Consider the following 23,347-nt stretch of genomic DNA (forward strand, 5'->3'; position numbering starts at 1 on the left):
GAGTGATATCATGCGAAATGACCGAGGCTTAACCCTTATAGAGATCATTATAGCCATCGCATTGCTGGGAATTATTTCTCTCGGTATTATTTCTGCCTTTTCATCTCATTTTTTGATAATGACAAGATCTCGCGGCATCACAGCTGGAGCATTTGATTCACAGGGACTTCTTGAATCACGCATTTTTGAGGTTCGTTCCAAGATGCATGATGCCTTCAAAGATCATTCTCTTGATTTAAGCGATTTACTGTCAGGGATAACAGGTTATTCAGGTGTACAAAGTGTTTCTTTTAATGGAAATGATATTGATTTACATCGCATGGAGATTGTTGATCCCTCAAATCCTGCTAAGGTTTACTATGCTTACGTTTCTCAACGACTGGCAGAAAACGAACGTCACGGAGAGGTGCAGGTAGAAAACGTAAGCATTGTAGATTCCAATGATGTAATGATAAGTTCTGTCCAATTGACGGATACTTTGAACGCTTCGTATGAGAATCCTGAGCATAACGATTTTTTTACAAATCTTTTTTCTTGGTATGTTTCAAAAGTTGGCTTTAATTCCCCGAGTTATCCTGAAGATTATGATGAGTTGCTATTGCCACAGAATTTAGATGAACTAAATAGCCTTCGAACCCGAGTGGGTGCGAATCGATATGTTATTTTGAAAGTGACACCCGTAGATATCTATGGAAAGCGAGGCCCTGCTGGAGTAAGTCAACGGGTGTGGGTGGCTGGCGAAGAATGGCGCCCAGGTATGTTGGCTTGGATTGACAAAAATAATGATGGCAGTTTACAAATAGGTGATCCGGATATTGTTGTGCCGAACCACATTGTTTCGGCTTCATTTGATACAGGTAATGGGTTTACTGATATCGAAGGCACTTTTCAAAACACTGCAAACGGAGACCTATATATACCCATGAGGGTTGATGGCTTGGAGAATACTCCGATTACAGTGCACGGCTCCCTTGTTGCTGATAGATACATTCATATTGCAAAGGATGTTGAATCTTTAGAGGGGAATAGAATTGATTTTGTTTCCAGAAAAGACGGCATCATCCTTTATCAGTTCGTTGACATTGACACAGATGGAAATGCAGTTATCGATGGCGACGGCAGAGCTGTTACCATTAACAATGGTGCAAAGCTTAGCGCTGGAACCGAAGATGTCATTTTAAAGACCGAACAACACGGAAACATTACCATGAATGAATTCACAGCCATCGAGGGCGGAGAGATTTCACTGGTTCCCAAAGGAGACCTGAGTTTGACAAAGGCAATAGTTATTGCCAAAGGTAATATAAACTTCGACACAACACAAGATGTTGCTGTTACTGGTGAGAGAAATATATCCATATCAGACGGCAGCTCTATAGAGTTTGCATCTAATGGTAGTTCAGACCGCGTTATGAAAATGCAATCAAGAAATGATATTCGTATTGAAAATACAGAGTTTAAAGGAGTAACAGGACAAAATAACAAGCTGGAGATTTTATCTCAACGCAACACGTCCAGTATTGAAATCTACGAATCTCAATTTGCTGATTTGAATATTTATTTCGATAATCGATCAAATGTATCTCAGTTAAAAATAAAAGGCGGCCAATGGGAGAATGGAACCATCTTTGTTCCAGATGGTAAAACCATTCTGTTGGAAAATGGAAGTAGCCCCGTTGATAATCAAGGGCTATTAGATATTGGCGATGGTGGCTTGGTAAGACTTAACAACCTTATTATGACTGACTCTGTTAATCACCCCTTTGGAATTAATCTTAGTCCTATGAGTGGTACTGACTTCGAAAACCGGGTAGAACTTTCATCGGTGAAGTATGATAGTTCATTTGGATCAGGCAGCGTTGTTCCTTCAGTTAATACTTGGACCCCTTTGGGTAATCTTCGCATTCGAGCAAATAAAGCAGGCGGAGAGGATGGTATTAATACAATCAATTATTCTCTTGATGGGGGGATTATCACCATCACGGGTATCGCTGATGAACCAAACCTGTTTGTTCCAGTTACGCTAACTGTTGAAGATCCGAGATTCAGATACACTGGTAATACTAATCTGCCCATAATAGAGAATCAAATACCATTTGCTTTTACTTCAGATGATGATGGCAATGTTACCATTATTGTTGGGTTAAATGGCACTATCACCAGTTTAGTTCATGACCCCATTGAGAGAACCGTTTTATATGGCACGTCTTTGGAAGATGCACGCAAAGCATTGGGGAGCACAGTTCTCGTTAATGTTACTTATGACGGGGGTATCACTGCAACAACAAATGTTCCGGTTGCATGGAGCACTAATTCAACACCAGAATACAATGGAAATATTGCTCCATCTCAGTATTTATTTGAATGTACTTTCGAAGCACTTCCACCTGGCTTGTCAATGGCTACTGGATTGCAAGCTCCAAAGGGTTATATTAATGTGGGTTTTGGAGATCTATATACGCTATCTTTCAACACCAATGGAGGGAATCATATTGATAGCATTATACAACCAGCTGGCATGCCAATTTCTCCACCTTCTGACCCAATTAGGGCAGGTTATACTTTCGTTGGTTGGGATCCTGTGATCCCTTCGGTCATGCCAAACACCGATTTAACTGTATCTGCACAGTACAGCAAATATTTTCAAGATCTCAACATTGGCGATTATCTATTTTTAGCGCACAATAATGGGAACAATGTAGTCTTCCAAAAGATTGGAGATAATTGGGCAATAGTAAGGAATAATATTGGTAGTGGAAATCAAGGGAATGCTAGGGCAAATGGAAATAACTATCATACAAATTATCAATGGGCTTTAAGTTCCAGTCTTGTTACACGACAGCAAGCTGAGAACTTTCCGCTTGATGTACGGACAAATTTGGGTAGCCTTGCTTGGTGGACGGATACAAATGGTGTGGTAATTGGTCATGAGACTGGAAATATCTTCACCGGAAGAGGCTCTAATGAAACTTTTGGTATAAGACCAGCAGTGACATTAGTTCATGATTTGTATGTTGAAAGCGGAAGCGGAACGGCTTCTGATCCATATCGACTAATTCGTAATTAACTTAGTACTATTTCGATAGAAAGTAATATCTGAATTCATAATGGAGCTGGTTACTTGAAAATGACACCTTTATTGTTAATTGTTTTTTTTCTCGGCACATTCATCGGCTCCTTCCTCAACGTATGCATTTACCGTATCCCCCGGGAAGAATCCATTGTCTTCCCGGGGTCCCATTGCCCCGGCTGCAATACACCGCTCAAGCCTATTGAACTGCTGCCGGTGGTCAGCTGGCTGGCTCTCAGGGGCCAATGCCGCACCTGCGGCGTTAGGATTTCAGCACGGTACCCGGCAGTGGAGCTGCTGACAGGTTTTCTCGTCACATTAATCTACCTGTCATATGGTTTGTCGGTTTCTTTTTTTGCCATATCCTTTTTAACCCTGCTGCTCATTGTGATGACCTTTATTGATCTGGATCACCAGATTATTCCTGATGGTCTAACCATCATGGTGGCAGTGGGAGGCGTTTTTCAGTTGGCCTATGGGCTAATCGGTAACACTGGCATCACAATTGGGCAGGCAGCTTTGGGAGTACTGATTGGCGGAGGCTTTTTTCTTGCCATCGCCATTGTCTCCAATGGCGGTATGGGTGGCGGTGACATCAAACTCATGGCGGCCTTGGGGCTGTGGTTTGGTTGGCAGGGTATTTTGTTGGTGATGTTTTTATCTTTCATTATTGGGGGTATTGTTTCAGTGGAGCTTCTCATCGCCCGCAGAAAAGGCCGAAAATCCATGGTTCCTTTTGGTCCGTTCATAGGCATTGGTGCTTTTTTAACAGCTGTATATGGAAACCAGATTGTTCAATGGTATTTTGCAATGTTCATCTAAAAAGGGGGTAACTGGATTGAGTCGACACAAAGGCCTTAAACTGGCAGGAAAAGAAGTGATCTCTCTTGATATTGGTCAGCATTCCATTCAAATGGTGGTTGGAAAACCTAGCAATGGCAGCATTGATGTCAAACACGCTATTTCACTGCGCACCCCAAAGGGAAGTTACGAAAAAGGACGCATTACCGACATGGAAACCCTGAAAAACAGCATTGGTACCACTCTTGATTCATTGAAAATCAGAACCAAAACTGCCCTGTGTGTGGTTGAAAGTAACGAAATCATCACCCGCGAGGTATTGTTGCCGGCAGCGGAAGAAGAACAAATCGAAAAAATGTTGGCTTTTGAAATACAACAGTATATGCCGATTGAACTGAGTGATTATATGGTACAGTCAAAAGTGCTCGAAGAAGTGGTGGAGAATGGCGTAGCCAAATCTCGGGTGCTGGTAACCGCAGTACCGAAGGATTTATCACGGACTTATTATGAGCTGATCAAATCCCTTAATTTACAGCCGACAGTTTTTGACATTGAATCAAATGCATTGGATAAGCTTATCAGTTCTAATTTTCTTATTAATGGTGACAGTTCCATCAGAGATCATGCAATAGCCGTACTGGACATCGGTTTTTCTCATTTGAATGTGATCGTGTTCGAGAAAGGCCACTACAAGTTTAATCGATTCATTGGTCAGGGGTCACAGAGCATCGACCAGAATTTAGTGAGTTTCATGGATGTGTCTTTTGATGAAGCTGAAAAACTAAAATCTGATATTGCACATTTAAACAAGGAGTTTGATTTACCTGATGAATTTCTTGATCCGATCGATCCTCAGGCGCAGAAAATGCGCGTACTGAACATCGTCCGAAATACTGTAGACAGCTGGGTTGATGACATTGATCGCATCTTTAAATACTACACCACACGGGGCATGGGTAATACCATTGAGCAGATTTATCTTTACGGGGGGTCTTCGCAACTCAATGGTCTTGACTCATATTTACAGGATGCTTTTGGTATCCCCACCAGCTGTATCAGCAGTTTGACCAATGTCAATATCAGTCAGTATACCGGTGAAGCAGCGCTGGGATCTTATATTAATGCACTGGGCACCATGATCAGAAGATAAGGGGGGATGGGTAGATGCGCGATTTTAACTTTTTTGAAGTCTATGATGAAGGCAGTCAACGGTCGGAAGGCTTGAAAATCAGCTTTCCCGTAGTTTTGGTCATCTTGTTGCTTCTGGCATCTGTATGGCCTGTCTACAATTTTATTTCCCTCTCCCAGTTGAGAGGCAGCATTGATGATCATCGACAGGTGCTGCAATCAGACCCGCGATTTCCTCTAATAGCAACAGTGGAAGCAAAAGAAACTCAAAAGGGTGAGGTAAGCCGGCAGCTGGAACAAATGGAAACTGCTGTACTGGCAATTGAAGCTCGCGAGATTATCGATGAGTCTTTGCTGTATACCATTGCGACAGCTATGCCTGCCGACACAGCTTTATCTGGGATGACCATTACTGGACCAGACATTCAGCTTCAGGGAATCGCGCGCAGCAAACCGGCGATTGCCGAGTTTGAGTTCAATGTGCGTGAATCCGGTTATTTTGAGCAACTTTTCATCCCCAATATTTCTGAGTCGGAAGAAGGCTGGCAATTTAGCTTCATGTTCAGAGTGAAAGGGGGCGATGTGCGATGAGAATGACAAAACGCGAAAAGCTGTTGCTTTCCATTCTCATTTTTTCGCTGCTTTTTTACGGTTCTTATCGATTTTTAGTCATTCCTCAAATGAGTGAGATGGCGTTTTATAAAACAGAACTCAATGAACTGCAGTTGCAAATTGACCGATTGTCCACATTGGAAGAGCAGGAACAACGCCTGGATCAGGAAATATCACAAGCGTTAGAACGGCAGCTGGCCATTCAGACCAACTATTTTTCTTTAATTGAAGAACAGGAAGAAATTATTTTGTTAATGAATGAGTTTCTTTTAAATCCGGATGTCAGTGCAACAGCATTTTCTTTTACGCCTCCTTCAAAGGAAACAACGGGTGATACTGAACTGGCTTCCATGAACGTTTTGGTGACGTACGAAGCCGATTATGCTTCGTTGGTTAATTTGCTTCGATCCATGTGGCAGTTCGACCGAAAAATCGTGGTGAACCAACTGGCTATCTCAGCCATTGAGGGAGATCGTTTGACAGGTAATCTTCAACTGAACCTTTATGATCTGACTCATATGACTGGTGAGGTGGATAACCTGTTCATGTGGCTGCAAAGTGCTGAAAATTTCAAAACAAACCCATTTACACCAGCAGCACCAGCCGGTGCATTTCAAATGCGATACATGTTTCTGGATGCCGATGCAGCTTTGCTGACACAAATGCCCTACGTTCCCTTTGAAGACCTGGAAGGCCACTGGGCTGAAACGGCTGTGCATGCCCTTGGAGAAAGGGGTGCTTTCCCACCTTCGGGTAACCTGATATTTGAACCTGACCTTCCCATTAGCCGGGGTGAGTTTATCATTTTATTGGACCGGCTCTTTGATTGGCCTATGCCATCGGAACCGGTTGATCTGACACAGTTTGATGATTATGAAGATCTGGGTCGTTATGAGAGCTCTATTTCACGGGCAATTTTCAGCGGTTATTTAAGCGGCTTCATTGTGGGGCATCAGGATAACACCCTGCGGCCAAACGCCCCCATTGCTTATCGGGAAGTGGAGTTTGTCATGAGAAAAATCTTGAATGATGAAAGCTTTGATTGGCCTGAAATTGCCCAGCTTATTCAGGATGAAGCTGGACATGTGTCAGAAGGTATTACTGATTCTGCAGCTTATTTAACTCGGGGCGAAGCGGCTTATTTCCTTTATCGAATCGCTGAGTAAGCAATGAATTTGAAACGCAATTTCTAACCTGGCAATCATTGTGAGCAGCAATGATTGCCGGGTTTTTTTATCTATGGTAAAATCAAGAAGAATCCTTGATGCACTGTTGGATGAGATAGAGAGGACGCCTATGAATCCTGTTGATTTAACGTCAGATTATCAGCGATTAAATCGTCTGCTTCAAAGTGTTATCAGTATTTTTCCCGGTTCTTTATCCGTGATTGATGCTGATTATAATTTGGTGTATACCAACCTTAAACCGCGGAACGTGGGCATTGATCATCAGGATTTGTCAGGTGATAAATGCTTTAAACATTGTAAATACATACAAAACAGCCCGGATGAATGTTTTGCTAAAAAAGTGTTCACCACAGGGAATCATGTTTTAGGTAAACAGATTCAATTGGGAAATGGTCGCTGGGTTGAAGTGAACAGTATTCCACTGAAGGATGATTTTGGCTCAATACTATTTGTGGTTGAATTTATTTCCGATATCACTCAGTACAAGGAAACAGAGCGATCTTTAAAAGAAAGTGAAGAACGTTGGCAATTGGCACTTGAGGGAAACAATGATGGTATTTGGGACTGGAACATACGCAGCAATGAAGTGTTTTTTTCTGACCGGTGGGTGGAAATGCTGGGATATGAACATGGTCAGTTGAAAAGCATTTTTCAGACGTTTACCATGCTGATTCACCCGGTTGATATCGGAAAAGTGATGAAAGGGTTGCAGGACCACATGGCTCAAAAAACCAACCATTTTTCCATGGAATATCGAATGCAGTGCAATGAAGGACAGTACAAATGGATTCATGGACGGGCTCAAGCCACTTGGGATGATTCTGGTAAAGCTATTCGCATGACTGGCTCTCACACCGACATCACCGAGAGAAAACTTCGAGAGGAAGAAATCAGTTTCCTGACTTTTCATGATAAACTAACCGGATTGTATAACCGTGCCTACTTCGATGATGCTATGAGACGCATGGATACAGAAAGAATGTTGCCTCTTTCGGTGATTATTGGTGATGTTAATGGCTTAAAGGTCACCAACGATATTTTTGGACACTTGGTTGGAGATCAACTATTGAGTAAAATTGCTGAAATTCTTCAAACTGCCTGTCGCAAAGAAGACATTGTGGCACGTTGGGGCGGCGATGAGTTTGCCATTTTGCTTCCCAGAACTCCTGTACTTGTGGCAGAAGATATCTGCCAGCGCATTACCAATGCTTGCAGCAACTTTGATGACGAAGTAATCCGTCCCAATATCTCGTTGGGAGCTTCAGCCAAAGTGCGCATGGACCAGAAAATAAACGCTGTGATTAAAGAAGCGGAAGATCTCATGTACCGCCACAAGCTTTTGGAAAGCCGCAGTAATCAGAATGTTGTTATTGCTTCTCTTGAGAAAACTCTTTTTGAGCGCAGCAATGAGACGGAAGAACATGCACAGCGCATGAAAACCATGGGATTTCATTTGGGTCAGGTTCTTAATTTGAGTTCCAGTGAACAGGATGCGCTTCGCTTGTTGTGTGTACTACACGATATAGGAAAAATTGCCATTACCGATAGTATTCTCACGAAAAATGGGCCTCTGACACTGGATGAGTGGCATCAAATGAAAAAGCATCCGGAGATTGGATACCGTATTGCCAAATCATCCAGCAAACTGGAACACATTGCTGACTACATCCTTTTTCACCACGAACGCTGGGATGGCACCGGCTATCCCAAAGGCTTAAAAGGAAAAGAGATTCCAAAGCTTTCCCGCTTACTCACCATTATTGACGCTTATGATGTGATGACCCATGAACGGGTATACAAAGAACCCCGGTCACATGGTGACGCTGTCCGGGAGTTGAAGCAGTGTGCTGGCACACAATTTGACCCGGAAATGGTAAAGGCTTTTATTCGCATTGACTGGCCGCAGCTTTTGGAAATGACGCTATGATTGATTATAAAACCGGCAATTATCATCAACGGGGATACACACTCCTTGAACTGCTGCTTGTTTTGGCAATTCTAAGCCTTTTGATGAGTATTGCTTTTCCTGATATCGCTTCTTTGCGTCAGCAAGCTCAACTGCGAACAACGGCATCAGAACTGGAAAGCGCGCTGCAATTGGCTCGACAGTTAAGTGCCGATGAATGTCGGGAATATGTGGTGGAACTGACTGATGAGCAGTTTCATGTGCGGGAAAACCGTCTGAGTTCTCCCCTGATATTTAAGCAGGTGCTTCCACCTGGAATCACACGCAACCAGGCTTCGATTCAGCGGATTACTTACAACCGCCATGGGTTGACGGGATACGGTTTATTCACTCTGGAAAACCGGCGCGGACAACTCATTGATATAGAAGTGCATATTGGTACTGGCCGTGTGATTGTTTCAGATCTTTATGAGTAATCATTTTGACGGTGCTTCGACAGCCTTGGATATGACAGGAGATTGAGATGGTAAAAAACAAGAGAGGTTTTACTCTTATTGAAGTGTTATTGGCATTATTGATGCTCGGGCTTTTTTTCATTCCTGTAAGCCATGGAGTGGTACTGTCTGTCAAGATCAATGCGCAGTCCCATCAACGCATCACAGCCATGAGAGGTCAACAGGCACAGTTGGAAGAAGCCATGGTGTTACTGGAGGCAGATGAACCAATCCAAATTCATCAACAGGTTTTTCATCATACACCTTTTATTCAGTTGAGCAGTACATCTTCAGATATGGATGACGACAATTTGACGGTAAATGTACCAACACTACGTGTGTTGCAGTTGCCTGGCGAAAAACCCTGGAATACACCACGGTACTACCCGCTGCCCGAAGGTGACGCCTATGAAGAGTAACCATTTCTGCAGGACTGGCTTGACATTGATAGAAGTCATGATTTCACTGGCACTGATTTCGTTATTGCTACTGGTTACCTACACAGGCTCTCTATTCGTCTTTAGCCATCATCGCCAACAGAGCCATCAGTTTAAAGAGGAGCAAAACCTGCGGCAGGCGATGGACGCCATTGAGAAACGCTTTCGTGAAATGAATCAACAGGAAATTACCTTTCACCCTGCACAACAATCTTTTAAAAGCAGAGTTCCCCGCACAGATTTTCCGGGGATGACTACTGTCTGGATCGATTTCAGCGGCATAAACCGGAATCGTCTCAATACATGGCTTTATTTTGACCGCACCTCAGGTACACTCAGGGTGAATAAAAACAACGAACATAATGTTTTGTACACTGGCATTGAGGATATATTGATAACAGAGGTTATTTCGGGAAAGCTCGTCGAAATAACACTGATTGGCCAGCGGGTTAACCGGGAGCAAACTCTGACTCTTAAGCTTTCTTATGGATGTGATGACTCATGAAATGCACTTTCAGATGTCGACAGGGGGCGGCAAGTCTGTTTGTGCTCTTGATGGGAACACTTCTCATTTTGCTGACATTGTCTCTGTTGACGCGGCAGTTGACAGAACAGCAGGCTGTTCGTTCTTTTGAAAATCGTTTGCAGGCCCATTATTTGACAGAATCAGGCATGGATCTCGCGTTGTGGCAGTTAAGCGAATGGACTGATCGAGCAGTGGAAACTTTTCTTGAGAATGAATCATACGATAGCTGGTCATCAGCACTGCTGGCTGATCATGTACGTCACGAAGTGATTTTTCAGTTGCATCAGATTAATGCATATCGCAACGCACCCCTTCAACAGATTTTTGAAGATGACCCGACTCCACATGCGTTAAGGATGCTTGCGGAAGCTTCCATAGATGAAAAGGAAATCGTTATCACTGTGCAGGGGAATTATGGAAATGCCCGTGTTGCGCAACGGGCAGTGGTAGAGCTTCCGGTCATCGTTGATGGTCTTCTAAATGAATCTGTAGCAGAAGGACTACATGTGAAAACAATGATTTTGCGTTCCCGTAGTCAGGTACTGGCCACCTGGCCATAAACACTGTAGTAACAACTTCCAATGGTAAAACACCTAAGAGAGGAGAGTCATCCATGCAATTACGCAATCATATGGAAATCGTCGTACAATATGTACTGGCAGATCTATTAAAAGACCAACCCAACGTGTGTCGATGTGAAAAATGCCAGGCAGACATGATGGCCGTTGCGCTGAATCACTTGCCGCCCAAGTATTATGTGACTGATGAGGGAGCCGCTTACTCTAAAGCCAATGAGTTAAGTATTCAGTTTGAGGCAGATGTGATGCGGGAACTGGTTTTGGCTATGGTGGTGATTAAAGATCACCCCCGGCATGAGGCTGAATGATCGCCAGTTTAAACCAAAATGTGTTGAAGACTTCGACAAACTTGCTTTCTTTTTCATCATTTAGAATATTTTCTTGACATTATTTATGGCAAGGAATAAACTGTTTCTAATTATAAAAGACGGGAATGGTTCAGATGAACGGATCTTCAATGTCAAATTTGCAGCGTGCTTATTATTTTTTCTTTAGCTGGGGCTATTTTTATTTTAGCGCCGGTTATTTGACATTGAATAAATCCCTCAACTATCATTCGTATGAAGCATCGCCAGCTCTAACCTGACAGCTGCCGATCTAATAACCGCATGATATGAATTGCAAGATAAGAGGGATTTCAATCGAAATCTCTCTTTTTTTATTTTGACCCGCTATGTTTATTATCAATCATTGTGACAGTCTAATAACGAATAGTTGATGAAAGGGGTAATCACACATGACCAGACTGGAAGACCTGCGTGAGAAGGTGGACCTCTGCGACCGCCAGCTGGCTGCTGTTCTTGAAAAGCGGCTTGAGATCATCATGGAGATCATGGAGGAAAAGAAATCGCAGAAGATGCCCATTTTTAACAAAGATCGGGAAGAGAAAGTGATCAATCAAATCGGTCACTATGTGACAAATCCTGATTTGCGGGAAGAGGTGCGTTTTATTCAGCAACATGTGCTTCAAAGCTGTCGACGGATTCAGTCAAAACGCTTGTTCCCTTATCATATTACCCTGGTGGGCTTTATGGGAAGTGGTAAAACCACTGTGGGAGTGGAGCTTTCAAATATGCTGGCGATGGAGCAAATTGATGTTGACAGAGTGATTGAGGAGCGCATGAACATGCGGGTGAGTGAAATTTTTCAGCTTTATGGTGAACAGGTTTTTCGCCAGCTGGAAAGCAATGTGGTGGAAGAACTTTCCAAACGGGAGAATGTGATTATTTTCTGCAGCGGTGGTGGCGTCGTCTTGAACGAGAAGAACATCGAAAACATAAAAGAAACCGGGGTGATTGTCTGGTTAAAAGCGAGTCCTAACGAGATTTACCGGCGTATTTGTGATGATCATAGTCGTCCCCTCCTGAAAGACAATATGTCTGTCGATAAAATCAGCCAAATGCTGGAAAGTCGACTCCCATTATATGAAGATGCTGCTGATCTTGTTGTGAATACCGATGGCAAAGATGTGGAACAGGTGAGTCATGAAATTGTTCAACAATTGATGCAGCTGGATATTAATCGAAAGGCTCATCACTATCATGCCAGCAATCTTTAATGGAAAGTTCTAATGGAGAGGATGATCACTCATGAAACGGATTGTTCGTGTCAAAGATGTTTCCATCGGTGAGGGACCACCAAAAGTATGCGCTCCCATGGTTGGCGATACGTTGTCTTTACTGGAAGAAGAAGCTGAAATAATCAATGAGCTTGCCTGTGATTTGGTTGAATGGCGAGTGGATTTTTTTAGTGGTGTGATGAGTATTGATTCTGTGAAGAAAGCACTCAAACACATCAGAAGTATCTTAATGGAAAAACCGCTGATTTTCACCTTTCGAAATAAAGCAGAAGGCGGCCAATGTGAGATAGATGCTGTTTATTATCAGGAACTGCTTTCAGCAGTGATGCAGACGCGTCTGGTTGATCTGGTGGATGTTGAGCTGATGATGAAAGATGCCATGATTCTTGATTTGGTAACCACTGCTCGCAAATATCAGGTGAGTGTCATTATTTCGAGTCATGACTTTAATCGAACACCTTCAGTAGAAGAGATGGTTCAGCGGATGCTGAAAGCTGCAGAGCTGGGAGGCGATATTCCAAAGTTGGCAGTGATGCCCCGGTGTTCTGCAGATGTGCTGGCACTGATGGAAGCAACCCGCTGTGTGAAGGAAGATAATGGCGTTGGGCCCCTTATCACCATGGCCATGGGAGGATTGGGAATGATTAGCCGTCTTGCAGGAGAAGTATATGGTTCAGATCTCACTTTTGGTGCTGCAAAAGCAGCCTCAGCACCTGGCCAAATCGCTGCAGCTGAACTGCAACAGGTGATTCAGTTGATTCATCAGAATATGCCTGCAATCAATGAACAGAAGGAGTGATGACATGACAGAGTACAGAATAACCGGCAATACACGTTTGGTGGCACTTCTGGGTTCTCCGGTACGCCACAGTCAATCACCACAAATACACAACACTGCCTTTCAGGCATTGAATCTTAACTATGCTTACATGGTTTTTGATATTCAGCAAAGTGAACTGGAAGCAGCTGTTCAGGCGATGAAGACCTTAGATGTTGCGGGATTCAACGTGACCATGCCCCACAAAGAAAAAGTGATTCCTTATCTTGATGAACTGTCTGAAGAAGCATCAATCATCGGTGCTGTGAATACGGTGAAAAATGACAATGGAAAGTTAATTGGCTATAATACTGATGGAATGGGTTTCATGATGTCACTGGCAGAAGAAAATATTCCTGTTTCGGGTAAAAAAGTGATTGTTCTTGGGGCAGGAGGAGCGGGTAAGAGCGTTGCCACACAGCTTGCACTTGAGAATGTTGGAGAACTGATGATTTTTAATCGCAGTGCTGCACCCGCAGAGGCGCTTTGTCGGTTAATCAATGAAAAAATTCCAACCTGCCAAGTTTCCTGGCATCTTTTGGATGAAACAGTTCTAAAGGAAGCATTATCGACTGCAGACGTACTCGTGAATACAACCAACGTTGGCATGGGTGATTTGAAGAATCTCAGTCTTGTCAAAGATGCGAATTGGCTGCATTCTAAACTGAAAGTAGTTGACATTATCTACTCTCCTTCAAAAACGAAGCTGTTGGAAATCGCTGAAACTGCCGGTTGTCAGACAGTGAATGGAATCGGGATGGTGGTTGGACAGGGTGCACTCGCCTTTCATATTTGGACAGGTGCGCATATGCCCGTAGCTGATGTTAAGTCCGGTATTCTAGCAAACTCATAGTTTTTTGCTATTTTCATAACAGCTTCAACAAAACAGGCTCCCCATCGACGGGCAGCCTGTTTTTGCTGAAGCCACTGCAAAAAAATGGTCATTGCGAATCACCGTTCAAACGTATACGTTCATGATGAGATGTGAAGTAATTGATAAAGCTGCTGACAACAGGATTCGCACGGCATTTTGTGTTCCAGAGAAGACAAATTGAACGGTTCATGCTTCTTCCTTCAAAGGGAATCGCTGTCACTTTGTAGCTGTCAAGAGAAGGGATGTTTGGCATGATGGCAATTCCCAGCTGTGATCCCACAAAAGCTGCCATTGAATTGCACTCGTCGACTTTAAATGCTATTTCGGGCCTTATGCCATGTTTTTTGAAAAGTGCTTCTGTTTGAAGAAAGAGATCTGTGTTTTTGTGGATCATGACAAATTTTTCATTTTTAAAGTCTTCAACTGTGACAGATGTACGGGTTGCCAGTGGATGATCATTATAAACCACCAGATACAATTCCTGATTGAATACAGGCACCGAGGAGATTCCTTCACTGAGGACTTCTGGATGTGGTGCCATGACAACATCCATGGTACAGTCCAGCAGTTTTTCAATGAGGGTGTTGGTCATGCTCACCTGTAAGTTGAAATGAATGTTTCGATTGCCCTGAGAACCGTAGAATTCATCCACAAGATGGGGAATGGCATCAAAGCTCACGCTGTAAATGTAGCCCAGGTTAATGATTCCTCCCGATGGATTTTTCATATTTGAAATCTGGGCTTCACCCTGTGACAGGATGTGCAGCGAACTCTCTGCATAAGGAAGAAAGGCTTCACCGAACTCTGTCAAAAAAACCTTTTTACCATCTTTCCCAAACAAGGGGACTCCGAGCTCTTTTGAGAGTTCGGAAAGGGCATAACTCAAGCTGGGCTGTGAAATATTGAGTTGTTCAGCCGTTTTTGTATAATGTAAGGTATTGCACATTTCTACGAAATATCGCAACTGGTGCAAGGTCATATCATATCCTCCTGAGCATCTGACATTTTTCAGCCATTTAATTCATTCAACCTTTGACAAAAAATCATCAATATACTGTATGGATTCATATCGTCAGCAGCAAAGCCATTCATTGGAAAAAGTAATCATGATGATAGATCATTATCGATAAATTATAGAGAGTTTCTATCATCATTATACAAAATGAGTATTAGACTTTCAAGTAAAAATACTATAATCTTTAATTACAAGAAATTATTCATTCATTATTCAGAATAGTTATGAAAGAGGTGATAAATAATGAAACTTCCAACAGCCATTACGCTTTGTGAAGTCGGGCTTCGAGATGGCTTGCAAAACGAGGCAACCATATTGGATACTCAGTCAAAAATAACGCTAACAAAAGAGATGATTGCTGCAGGATTAACGGTCATTGAGTTGGGTTCATTCATGAGCCCCAAAGCGGTTCCTCAAATGGCTGATACTGATGCACTTTTTCTCCACTTCAGTGATGTTAAAAATGTGGAGTTACGCGCATTAGTTGCCAATAAAAAAGGCGTTGAGCGTGCCGTCAACTGTGGGTGTCGCAAGATTAAGCTGAATGTATCTGCAAGTCTTGGCCATAATTTGGCGAACATTAACATGACTCCAGAGGAAAGCGTTGCCAGGTTTGCAGAAAGTGTTGAACTGGCAGAAAAAAGTGGTATCGAAGTGTCTGGATCTATCTCAATGCCATTTGGATCTCCCTGGGAAGGGAGCATCTCTTTGGATGCCATCCAAAGTATTATTGACGCTTATCTGAAGGTTGGGGTAAAAGAAATATCTCTATCAGACGCTTCAGGAATGGCAGTACCCAATCAGGTATATACAATGTGCAAACATTTGCAGGAATGTTATTCAGATGTAAAATGGTGGTTGCATTTCCACAACACCAGAGGCATGGCCATGGCGAATATTCTGGCAGGCATGCAGGCGGGTATCACACATTTTGATTCTTCTCTGGGTGGCCTCGGGGGATGTCCCTTTGTACCGGGAGCGGCTGGCAATGTAGCTTCTGAAGATGTGATTCACATGCTTGATGAAATGAACATCAGTACCGGTATCGATTTGGTTCAGATCATAAGTTCAGCAAAAAAACTTCAGCATTGGGTTGGTCACGAAACTGATTCTTATGTGTTGAAAGCCGGCCGATCCAAGGATTTAGTCAAATAAACACAAGTTCATCAATAATATCGAGTTATCGATATTTAATGGAAAACGTTTCCTGAAAACTGATCATTGTTCTATGAAAATGTAGGGAGGAATATGAATGAGCAGAATGAATTCGATGGAAGAAATATACGCAAAATTGTCAAGTGATCAGATCGAAGAGATCGAAGAAAAATTTGCAAAGGCCGATGCCGCGCAAAAGATTTTTGAAAAATGGAGTCAGGAAGACATCGACCGAACGATTCAGGCAATTGCCTGGAAAGTGGCCAATACTCAGACATTTAAAGAGCTTGTCAAAATGGGTATTGAAGAAAGCCAGTTTGGAGACCCGGTAAGCCGTGAAAACAAAAAATTTAAAATCAGGGGCGTTCTCAGAGACGCGCTTCGCCAGAAAAGCGTAGGTGTCATTGAGGAGATTCCGGAAAAAGGAATTGTAAAATACGCGAAACCTGTCGGGGTTATTGCCTGTGTTGTCCCGGCAACAAATCCTGACTTGACACCTGCGGGCAATGCCATTTATGCGCTGAAAGCCCGGAATGCCATCATTTTTTCGCCCCATCCACGCGCGGCAAAAACCGGTGGCAGAACCATTGAACTAATGCGGGAAGGCCTTCGCCAGGTAGGTGCCCCTGAAGACTTAATTCAAATTTTAGGGCAGGGAAAAGCCAAAATCAACAAAGATTTTTCGGAAGCTTTGAATGCAAAATGTGATTTGGTCATCGCTACCGGAGGTCAAGGTGTGGTGCGCAGGGCCTATCACTCAGGTACACCAGCTTATGGTGTTGGCGCAGGGAATGCCACTATGATCTGGGATGAAACTGCCAAAAATGAGCTGCACCAGGCAGCACACAACACAATGCTGTCAAAGACGTCTGATTTCGGCTCTGGCTGCTCTGCCGATGGGAACATTGTCATTCATGACAGTATTTATGCAGAGGCTGTGAAGGCACTGGTTGAAGTTGGCGGCTATCTGTTGAACAAACAGGAGCAAGAAGCGGTCAAACAAGTTATGTGGGATGAAGCTTGCCACCGATTGTCTAACTCGGTCGCACTGTCACCTCAGCGAATGGCCGAACTGGCAGGATTTTCAATTCCAGAAGATCGCAAGTTCCTGATTGCCACAGGTACTGGGTCCTATACTGAAAGCTACGATGATGTTTGGTGCCGGGAAAAACTCACAACTCTTCTGGCGGTTCACCAATATGAAGGTGAGTTTCAAAATGCCATCGATATTATCATGGCGATCCATGAAGTTGGCGGAGTCGGTCACAGTGTTGGCATTTTCTCTTTTGATGAAAATCATATTCACAGACTTGCCCTTGAAGCTCATGTTGGCCGAATCATGGTGCGCCAGCCTCAGTCAAAAGCCAACGCCGGCGCCTTCACAAACGGAATGCCTATGACATCAAGTATTGGCTGTGGAACCTGGGGTGGAAATGCCACCTCGGAAAATGTTCATTTGCATCATTACATGAATGTCACCTGGGTATCGACAGAAATCACTGAAGATAAGCCCAGTGACGAAACATTGTTTGGGGAGTTTTACCAGCCCGATAGAGAAGGTCGGGCGTAAAGAAGGGGGCAGACTGTTGAAAAAATTGATTTCTGTACAAATGGTGGATTACCTTGAACGCCGTGGCGTCGAGTATATTTTTGGCCTTTGTGGTCATACAGTGATTGGATTTCTTGATGCTTTATCAAAATCAGAAAAACTTCAGTACATTTCATTTCGAAATGAACAGTTAGCTGCCATGGCTGCAGATGGATATGCCCGTATTAAAAAGAAAGCGGGCGTGGTCATGTGTCATCTGGGGCCTGGCTTAACCAACGTGATCACCGGAGTAGCCAATGCATCATTTGATTCGATTCCCATGGTGGTAATTGCTGGAGATGTACCACGCTATTATTATGGAAAGCATCCTCACCAGGAAGTCAACATGCATGCCGATGGTTCACAATATGAAATGTTAAGGCCTATCGTTAAGCGAGCCTGGCGTGTGGATGACGCTGAAGCAATGCCTGAAATACTGGATAAAGCTTTTCGACTGGCTGAAAGTGGCAGGCCCGGACCAGTGCTGATTTCTGTTCCCATGGACGTTTTCTCTGTGGAGATCGAAGAAGACCTTTTTGCACGCACTTATCGTGACAGTCATGAAACCATTAAACCTGCATTAGCACCTTCGGCAGCTAAATCAATTGCCAGAAAGCTGATTGAAGCGAAAAACCCTGTTATACATGCAGGTGGCGGTGTTTTATTGGCAGACGCTTCTCAGGAACTTGCTGAACTAGTTGAATTTCTTGATATTCCTGTATCAAGAACACTGATGGGGCAAGGGTGCCTTTCTGACAAACATCCGCTGATGCTTGGTCAAACAGGTTTCTGGGGCTTGGAATTTACTCATCAGTTTACCGCCAATGCCGATGTGTTATTGGGACTTGGAACCCGTTTTGCTGAAGCTGACAGCTCCAGCTGGTACCCCGGCGTCACTTTTGACATGAGCAAAACTGAATTTTTACAGATTGATATTGATCCGTCTGAAATTGGCCGCAACTATCCGGTGAGTATCGGTGCCATCGCTGATCTTAAAGAGGCACTGGCACAGATTCTGGGTGAAGCGAAAATACTGAAGCCTGAAGGGATTAGTAAACCTGAGCTTCGTCAGATGATCAAAGAAAACCGAGAATCTTTCAAACAGGATAATGTGGCCATCTCTGAAGACAATCGTTTCCCCATGACTCCTCAGCGTATTCTTAAAGATGTCAAGGAGTCTCTTCCCGAAGACAGTTTAATATTTACTGACGTGGGATGGAATAAAAATGGTGTCGCTCAGCAGTTTGATATTACCCTGGCCGGATCCATTCACCATAGTTCAGGTCTGGCGACCATGGGTTTTGGAGCCTCCGCGCTGATTGGTGGTAAACTGGCAGCCCCGGAAAAGGCTGTGATCACTTTAGTGGGTGACGGTGGCTTTGGTATAAACCCCAGCACGTTGGCAACAGCAGTTGAGCAAAACATACCCGTCATCTGGATTGTGATGAATAATGCAGCCTTCGGTACTATTGCCGGTCTTGAGTATGCCAATTACAAAACGAAGTTCGGTACCGTCTTCACTACTCCTGACGGGGAGCCATATTCTCCAAGTTGGGCAGCTGTTGCGAAAGCTTATGGCGTAGATGCCATAAAAATCGAATCTGCCGAAGAGTTCAAACCGGCACTCGAGCAAGCGTTATCCAGCAATAAACCGTTCCTGCTGGATGTTCCCATGGAAAACATCCCTGTACCTACACCAGGTTGCTGGAATATCAATGATATCTATACACCAAAAGAAAGTATTATTAACGGAAAAATTGTCAAAAATGAACAGGGTGAGTATGTGGTTCCCAGTCATTCTACCTCCCATAAAAAAGGGCTCTGAGTCCGAAAGGAGAGTCATTGATGTCAAGAAAGTTTTCGCTTGCCTATTTGACGATTCCTGGAACAGATCCCATTGAGCAGATCAGGATTGCCGCGAAAGCCGGCTATGATTGTGTCGGCCTTCGCCCAATCCCCATGCATTTGCCCAACGAACCGCTGTTTCAGTTTGACAGAGATCCCAGATTGTTTAAAACGATAAAGAAAACGTTATCAGATACAGGTATTCAACTCATGGACATTGAGTTGGCGCGAGTAAGAGAAGACTTGAAAGTGGAAGACTATGAGTCAGCTTTTTCTGCAGGTGCTGAATTGGGTGCCTCAGATGTGCTTTCCAGCGTCTGGACAAGTAACAAGGAATTTGCAATCGAAAAATTTGCCAAAATATGCGATCTGGCTGCCTCATACAACCTTCGTGTTAATCTTGAATTTGTGACTTTTTCTGGAGTCCCGGGACTTCCAGAAGCACTGGAAATACTGAAGACGGTCAATCGTCCCAATGCAGTTCTTATGGTGGACACCCTTCACGCTCACCGATCAAAGGTTACGGCGAAAGACCTGGCAGAAGTCGAAAACGCACTCTATGGATTTATTCATTTGTGTGATGGCCCAGACTATATCCCCTCTCTGGATGATCCTGAAATGATTGGCGTCGCAAGAGAAGGTCGGTTGTATCCAGGTGACGGTGAGATTGACTTGAAGGGAATGCTTCAGGCAATGCCCCAAAATCCAATTTCCATAGAACTGCCAAATTCTAAAGAGATTCAAATGCGTGGCACTTTGGGACATGCACTCCAATGCCTTGAAAAAGCGAAACAATTGCTGGAAGACTATTAGGTGGTGTCATGAAAACCGTACTCCGTATGACGGCAAGAGGGAAATTGATGGAAAGGAAGTTGATTAAACGTGCCGGTTAATATCCATACAAAAATGATAGCACTGCTTGGCAAACCGTTATCTCAGTCATATGCAGCACGTATGCAAAACGCAGCTTATCGAGCCACTGGACTTAATATGCTCTATTTTTACGCAGAGGTGGAAAATGATCATCTGAAAGATGTCATTAATGGCATTCGACATATGAATTTTGCTGGTTTTGCAGTTACTAAGCCAAACAAGGTGGAAGTGATGAAATACGTTGATGAAATGGATCCTCTCTGTGAGAAAATGAATGCCAGCAACACGGTTGTTCTAAAAGAAGGTCGTTTGATTGCTTACAACACAGACGGAACCGGGTTTTTAAGGTCTCTGATGGAAGAAGCACCCCATGTCAGTCTTTCTGACTCAACATTTATGTGTCTTGGAGCCGGTGGTGCAGGCCGAGCTATTTGCAGCGTTTTGGCTTACCATGGGGCCCAAAAGATATATATCTATGATTTAAATATCGCTGCTGCTCAAGAATTGACGAAGGACATCAATGAGCGGTTTGCACCGGTGGCAGAAATGGTTCACCCCGAAGAAGCAAATGCGCTAAAGGCTAAAGTTGCACTTTCGGACGTGGTGATGAATAACACGGGTCTGGGAATGGCTGCCAGCGCAGATAAAACGCCTGTTCCAAAAGAATTTCTAAATGCTGATCAGCTTTGCTTTGATGCTACTTACAACCCATCGAAAACCAGATTTCTGCTCGAAGCCGAGCAGGTAGGCTGTCAGGTGATGAATGGTCTTGGAATGTCTCTTTATCAGGGAGCAGAACAAATAGAGCTGTGGAGCGGCCAGAAAGCTCCTATTGAAGTCATGCGCGAAGAGCTGTTTACGATCCTTTCACATAGAGGCGACGTATGACATAATGGATCAAGGTTATACTTCCATAGTTGAAAGGAGTCGATGTTATGAAAGTTCTCAAATGGTTGGACAATCACTTTGAAGAATCAATCTTAATTATCCTGTTGGCGACCATTTCCACCGTGATGATGGCTCAGATTTTGGCAAGAACCTTTGTGCGTTCCATGCCCTGGCCAGAAGAATTTGCGCGATACTGTTATATTTGGACTGTTTTTCTTTCCCTTGGCTATACCATTAAAAAAGGAAATATGTTGCGAGTGACAGTTGTGATGGACATGCTTCCCCAAAAGCTGCGAAGAACCATTGAGATTCTTACAAACCTGATTGTGTTGGTTTTGTTTGCTATCTTGTTTCGATACTCCATCACCTATACTGGCATCATCAAAACAACAGGACAACTCTCGCCGGCAATGAGAGTTCCCATGTGGATGATGTATCTGTCCACCAACATTGGATTCGCTCTTGCGGTCATTCGCATGATTCAGGAAATGATCAACAACTTTAAAAATTTCAATCAAAAAATAGAAACAACAGTTGAGGCTACGCTTAAAGAGGCACAGCAGGAAGTTGCATCCACCGGTACGACACTTTCTGATGCGACCAATTTTACAGGAGGTGACGTATAGTGGCATTCTGGATTTTTTTGGTGTTTATGGTTAGTTTAATTTTTGCCATTCCCATTACCATGAGTATGGTACTGGGTGCCCTAACGCCTCTCATACTCGGAGGAACGGGAAGCTCTATTCAGCAGCTGATTGCCAACAGTTTTTCAGGGTCAGACACAACACCCATACTGGCAGTTCCATTGTTTATCCTTGGTGGTGTTTTAATGGCCGAAGGTGGTATCTCCCGGAGATTATTCAATTTTTTCGCTTATTTTGTTGGAAATCTGCCTGGCGGGTTACCATGTGCAGTCATTCTTACCTGTCTATTTTATGGTGCTATTTCTGGATCTGGCCCAGCAACCACCGCTGCAGTAGGCTCCATGACCATCCCATTTCTTGTTGAAATGGGGTATAACAAGACATGGTCAGCAGGAATGATTGCAACGGCAGGCGGGCTTGGCGTTATCATTCCGCCATCTATTCCATTCGTTCTCTATTCTCTTGCTACAGGAGTCTCCACTGGCGCACTGTTCTTGGGAGGGATTTTGCCGGGAATTCTCATCGGGCTTGCAATGATGGTTTACGCAGTGATTTACTGCATCAGAAACGGAGAAGATAAAGAGAAGATCAATATCAAAATGAGTGAACTGAGGGCAAAAGGATTTCTCAGTTTGCTTAAGGAGAGTTTTTGGGCGTTAATGTCTCCCATCATTGTTTTGGGGGGGATCTATTCAGGGATTGTCACCCCGACTGAAGCAGCCGTTATTTCTGTTTTTTACTCACTCTTTGTATCGCTGGTAATCTACAAGTCTTTTACTGTAAAAAGCATTGTTCCATTCCTGGGAAAAGCAGTCAAAACTTATGCTCCTCTTTGTTTTGTGCTTGCTTTTGCCATCGCATTCGGACGTGTGCTGGCACTGGCCAAAGCACCTGCTTTAATAGAAAACTTCATATTAAGCAACTTCACATCCAGCTTTACTGTTCTTACAGGCATTGTAGTGGTTTTTCTTGTTTTAGGTATGGTCATGGACACCGGGCCAGCCATTGTTATTTTATCTCCCATTCTTCTCCCTGCCGTTCAGGCAATGGGAGTACATCCTGTTCATTTTGGCGTCATCATGGTTTGTTGTCTTTCTATTGGCCTGGCAACACCACCATTTGGTCTTGACCTTTTTGTTGCTGGAACATTGGCTGATACCGCACCCATGAATGTTGCCAAGACGGCTATACCCTTTATTCTGGCATTTGCAATAGCATTGTTTCTTATCACTTATATACCTTGGTTCAGTCTCGTCTTTCTGTAAGAAGAAATCGATGTTAATCCCATCAGTCAAAGGAGTGATGCGATGTATTAATATGCAACTCCAGT

The 23,347-nt window shown here is 43.6% G+C and carries 22 protein-coding genes; 21 read left to right on the top strand and 1 reads right to left on the bottom strand.

What is annotated here, in order from left to right:
• Nucleotides 1-10: 10 nt before the first annotated feature.
• The 14 genes from AAIG11_RS02310 (at nucleotide 11) to AAIG11_RS02375 (ending at nucleotide 13,988) form a co-directional block, all read left to right on the top strand.
• On the top strand, nucleotides 11-3,067 hold the full coding sequence (locus AAIG11_RS02310) for an InlB B-repeat-containing protein (protein ID WP_343184665.1): 3,057 nt from the start codon (nucleotides 11-13) through the stop codon (nucleotides 3,065-3,067).
• Between the two features lie 60 nt (nucleotides 3,068-3,127).
• Nucleotides 3,128-3,892, top strand: a complete 765-nt coding sequence (locus tag AAIG11_RS02315) for a prepilin peptidase (protein ID WP_343184666.1) — start codon at nucleotides 3,128-3,130, stop codon at nucleotides 3,890-3,892.
• 16 nt (nucleotides 3,893-3,908) lie between these two features.
• Nucleotides 3,909-5,021 carry a type IV pilus assembly protein PilM gene (gene pilM, locus AAIG11_RS02320; RefSeq protein ID WP_343184667.1) on the top strand — a complete coding sequence of 371 codons (1,113 nt, stop codon included), beginning with the start codon at nucleotides 3,909-3,911 and terminating at the stop codon, nucleotides 5,019-5,021.
• 14 nt (nucleotides 5,022-5,035) lie between these two features.
• Nucleotides 5,036-5,590: a PilN domain-containing protein gene (locus tag AAIG11_RS02325; protein ID WP_343184668.1), complete on the top strand. Its 555-nt coding sequence runs from the start codon at nucleotides 5,036-5,038 to the stop codon at nucleotides 5,588-5,590.
• On the top strand, nucleotides 5,587-6,777 hold the full coding sequence (locus AAIG11_RS02330; protein WP_343184669.1) for an S-layer homology domain-containing protein: 1,191 nt from the start codon (nucleotides 5,587-5,589) through the stop codon (nucleotides 6,775-6,777). Before AAIG11_RS02325 ends, AAIG11_RS02330 begins: the two co-directional genes overlap by 4 nt.
• 73 nt (nucleotides 6,778-6,850) lie before the next feature.
• Nucleotides 6,851-8,725, top strand: a complete 1,875-nt coding sequence (locus AAIG11_RS02335; RefSeq protein ID WP_343184670.1) for a diguanylate cyclase — start codon at nucleotides 6,851-6,853, stop codon at nucleotides 8,723-8,725.
• On the top strand, nucleotides 8,722-9,180 hold the full coding sequence (locus AAIG11_RS02340; protein ID WP_343184671.1) for a prepilin-type N-terminal cleavage/methylation domain-containing protein: 459 nt from the start codon (nucleotides 8,722-8,724) through the stop codon (nucleotides 9,178-9,180). Before AAIG11_RS02335 ends, AAIG11_RS02340 begins: the two co-directional genes overlap by 4 nt.
• A gap of 47 nt (nucleotides 9,181-9,227) precedes the next feature.
• Nucleotides 9,228-9,617, top strand: a complete 390-nt coding sequence (locus AAIG11_RS02345) for a prepilin-type N-terminal cleavage/methylation domain-containing protein (protein ID WP_343184672.1) — start codon at nucleotides 9,228-9,230, stop codon at nucleotides 9,615-9,617.
• Nucleotides 9,618-9,636: 19 nt separating this feature from the next.
• Nucleotides 9,637-10,140 carry a prepilin-type N-terminal cleavage/methylation domain-containing protein gene (locus tag AAIG11_RS02350; RefSeq protein ID WP_343184673.1) on the top strand — a complete coding sequence of 168 codons (504 nt, stop codon included), beginning with the start codon at nucleotides 9,637-9,639 and terminating at the stop codon, nucleotides 10,138-10,140.
• Complete coding sequence (locus AAIG11_RS02355) at nucleotides 10,137-10,721, top strand: hypothetical protein (protein WP_343184674.1); 585 nt, start codon at nucleotides 10,137-10,139, stop codon at nucleotides 10,719-10,721. The genes AAIG11_RS02350 and AAIG11_RS02355 overlap by 4 nt, the downstream gene beginning before the upstream one ends.
• A 53-nt stretch (nucleotides 10,722-10,774) precedes the next feature.
• Nucleotides 10,775-11,047, top strand: a complete 273-nt coding sequence (locus AAIG11_RS02360) for a late competence development ComFB family protein (RefSeq protein ID WP_343184675.1) — start codon at nucleotides 10,775-10,777, stop codon at nucleotides 11,045-11,047.
• A 428-nt stretch (nucleotides 11,048-11,475) separates the two neighbouring features.
• The gene (locus AAIG11_RS02365) at nucleotides 11,476-12,297 is read left to right on the top strand and encodes a shikimate kinase (RefSeq protein WP_343184676.1); all 822 of its coding nucleotides are present in this window, start codon (nucleotides 11,476-11,478) and stop codon (nucleotides 12,295-12,297) included.
• Between the two features lie 31 nt (nucleotides 12,298-12,328).
• Nucleotides 12,329-13,117 (top strand): type I 3-dehydroquinate dehydratase, encoded by a 789-nt coding sequence (gene aroD, locus AAIG11_RS02370; protein WP_343184677.1) that lies wholly within the window; start codon nucleotides 12,329-12,331, stop codon nucleotides 13,115-13,117.
• Nucleotides 13,118-13,121: 4 nt separating this feature from the next.
• On the top strand, nucleotides 13,122-13,988 hold the full coding sequence (locus tag AAIG11_RS02375; protein WP_343184678.1) for a shikimate dehydrogenase: 867 nt from the start codon (nucleotides 13,122-13,124) through the stop codon (nucleotides 13,986-13,988).
• 88 nt (nucleotides 13,989-14,076) lie between these two features.
• Here the strand turns inward: AAIG11_RS02375 and AAIG11_RS02380 are convergent, their stop codons facing one another.
• A complete protein-coding gene (locus AAIG11_RS02380) occupies nucleotides 14,077-14,988 on the bottom strand; it encodes a LysR family transcriptional regulator (RefSeq protein WP_343184679.1) in 912 nt (303 codons plus the stop codon).
• A gap of 279 nt (nucleotides 14,989-15,267) precedes the next feature.
• On the opposite strand from AAIG11_RS02380, the gene AAIG11_RS02385 reads away from it, so the two are divergent.
• From AAIG11_RS02385 to AAIG11_RS02415, 7 genes are all read left to right on the top strand, one after another.
• A complete protein-coding gene (locus AAIG11_RS02385; RefSeq protein ID WP_343184680.1) occupies nucleotides 15,268-16,179 on the top strand; it encodes a hydroxymethylglutaryl-CoA lyase in 912 nt (303 codons plus the stop codon).
• Between the two features lie 97 nt (nucleotides 16,180-16,276).
• The gene (locus AAIG11_RS02390) at nucleotides 16,277-17,749 is read left to right on the top strand and encodes an aldehyde dehydrogenase family protein (RefSeq protein ID WP_343184681.1); all 1,473 of its coding nucleotides are present in this window, start codon (nucleotides 16,277-16,279) and stop codon (nucleotides 17,747-17,749) included.
• A 16-nt stretch (nucleotides 17,750-17,765) separates the two neighbouring features.
• Nucleotides 17,766-19,592 carry a thiamine pyrophosphate-binding protein gene (locus AAIG11_RS02395; RefSeq protein WP_343184682.1) on the top strand — a complete coding sequence of 609 codons (1,827 nt, stop codon included), beginning with the start codon at nucleotides 17,766-17,768 and terminating at the stop codon, nucleotides 19,590-19,592.
• Between the two features lie 20 nt (nucleotides 19,593-19,612).
• Nucleotides 19,613-20,425, top strand: a complete 813-nt coding sequence (locus tag AAIG11_RS02400; RefSeq protein WP_343184683.1) for a sugar phosphate isomerase/epimerase family protein — start codon at nucleotides 19,613-19,615, stop codon at nucleotides 20,423-20,425.
• A 69-nt stretch (nucleotides 20,426-20,494) separates the two neighbouring features.
• On the top strand, nucleotides 20,495-21,373 hold the full coding sequence (gene aroE, locus AAIG11_RS02405; RefSeq protein ID WP_343184684.1) for a shikimate dehydrogenase: 879 nt from the start codon (nucleotides 20,495-20,497) through the stop codon (nucleotides 21,371-21,373).
• A gap of 47 nt (nucleotides 21,374-21,420) precedes the next feature.
• Complete coding sequence (locus AAIG11_RS02410) at nucleotides 21,421-21,999, top strand: TRAP transporter small permease (protein ID WP_343184685.1); 579 nt, start codon at nucleotides 21,421-21,423, stop codon at nucleotides 21,997-21,999.
• Between the two features lie 26 nt (nucleotides 22,000-22,025).
• Nucleotides 22,026-23,282: a TRAP transporter large permease gene (locus AAIG11_RS02415; protein ID WP_343184915.1), complete on the top strand. Its 1,257-nt coding sequence runs from the start codon at nucleotides 22,026-22,028 to the stop codon at nucleotides 23,280-23,282.
• Nucleotides 23,283-23,347 lie beyond the last annotated feature (65 nt).

This window comes from Anoxynatronum sibiricum, assembly GCF_039414295.1.
GTDB lineage: Bacteria > Bacillota > Clostridia > Peptostreptococcales > Tindalliaceae > Anoxynatronum > Anoxynatronum sibiricum.

What these genes read in the sequence shown, in the direction of transcription:
- AAIG11_RS02310 (WP_343184665.1), top strand. Translation starts at nt 11, where the DNA reads ATGCGAAATGACCGAGGCTTAACCCTTATAGAGATCATTATAGCCATC.
- AAIG11_RS02315 (WP_343184666.1), top strand. Translation starts at nt 3,128, where the DNA reads ATGACACCTTTATTGTTAATTGTTTTTTTTCTCGGCACATTCATCGGC.
- AAIG11_RS02325 (WP_343184668.1), top strand. Translation starts at nt 5,036, where the DNA reads ATGCGCGATTTTAACTTTTTTGAAGTCTATGATGAAGGCAGTCAACGG.
- AAIG11_RS02330 (WP_343184669.1), top strand. Translation starts at nt 5,587, where the DNA reads ATGAGAATGACAAAACGCGAAAAGCTGTTGCTTTCCATTCTCATTTTT.
- AAIG11_RS02335 (WP_343184670.1), top strand. Translation starts at nt 6,851, where the DNA reads ATGGTAAAATCAAGAAGAATCCTTGATGCACTGTTGGATGAGATAGAG.
- AAIG11_RS02340 (WP_343184671.1), top strand. Translation starts at nt 8,722, where the DNA reads ATGATTGATTATAAAACCGGCAATTATCATCAACGGGGATACACACTC.
- AAIG11_RS02345 (WP_343184672.1), top strand. Translation starts at nt 9,228, where the DNA reads ATGGTAAAAAACAAGAGAGGTTTTACTCTTATTGAAGTGTTATTGGCA.
- AAIG11_RS02355 (WP_343184674.1), top strand. Translation starts at nt 10,137, where the DNA reads ATGAAATGCACTTTCAGATGTCGACAGGGGGCGGCAAGTCTGTTTGTG.
- AAIG11_RS02360 (WP_343184675.1), top strand. Translation starts at nt 10,775, where the DNA reads ATGCAATTACGCAATCATATGGAAATCGTCGTACAATATGTACTGGCA.
- AAIG11_RS02365 (WP_343184676.1), top strand. Translation starts at nt 11,476, where the DNA reads ATGACCAGACTGGAAGACCTGCGTGAGAAGGTGGACCTCTGCGACCGC.
- aroD (WP_343184677.1), top strand. Translation starts at nt 12,329, where the DNA reads ATGAAACGGATTGTTCGTGTCAAAGATGTTTCCATCGGTGAGGGACCA.
- AAIG11_RS02375 (WP_343184678.1), top strand. Translation starts at nt 13,122, where the DNA reads ATGACAGAGTACAGAATAACCGGCAATACACGTTTGGTGGCACTTCTG.
- AAIG11_RS02380 (WP_343184679.1), bottom strand. Translation starts at nt 14,988, where the DNA reads ATGACCTTGCACCAGTTGCGATATTTCGTAGAAATGTGCAATACCTTA.
- AAIG11_RS02385 (WP_343184680.1), top strand. Translation starts at nt 15,268, where the DNA reads ATGAAACTTCCAACAGCCATTACGCTTTGTGAAGTCGGGCTTCGAGAT.
- AAIG11_RS02390 (WP_343184681.1), top strand. Translation starts at nt 16,277, where the DNA reads ATGAGCAGAATGAATTCGATGGAAGAAATATACGCAAAATTGTCAAGT.
- AAIG11_RS02400 (WP_343184683.1), top strand. Translation starts at nt 19,613, where the DNA reads ATGTCAAGAAAGTTTTCGCTTGCCTATTTGACGATTCCTGGAACAGAT.
- AAIG11_RS02410 (WP_343184685.1), top strand. Translation starts at nt 21,421, where the DNA reads ATGAAAGTTCTCAAATGGTTGGACAATCACTTTGAAGAATCAATCTTA.
- AAIG11_RS02415 (WP_343184915.1), top strand. Translation starts at nt 22,026, where the DNA reads ATGGTTAGTTTAATTTTTGCCATTCCCATTACCATGAGTATGGTACTG.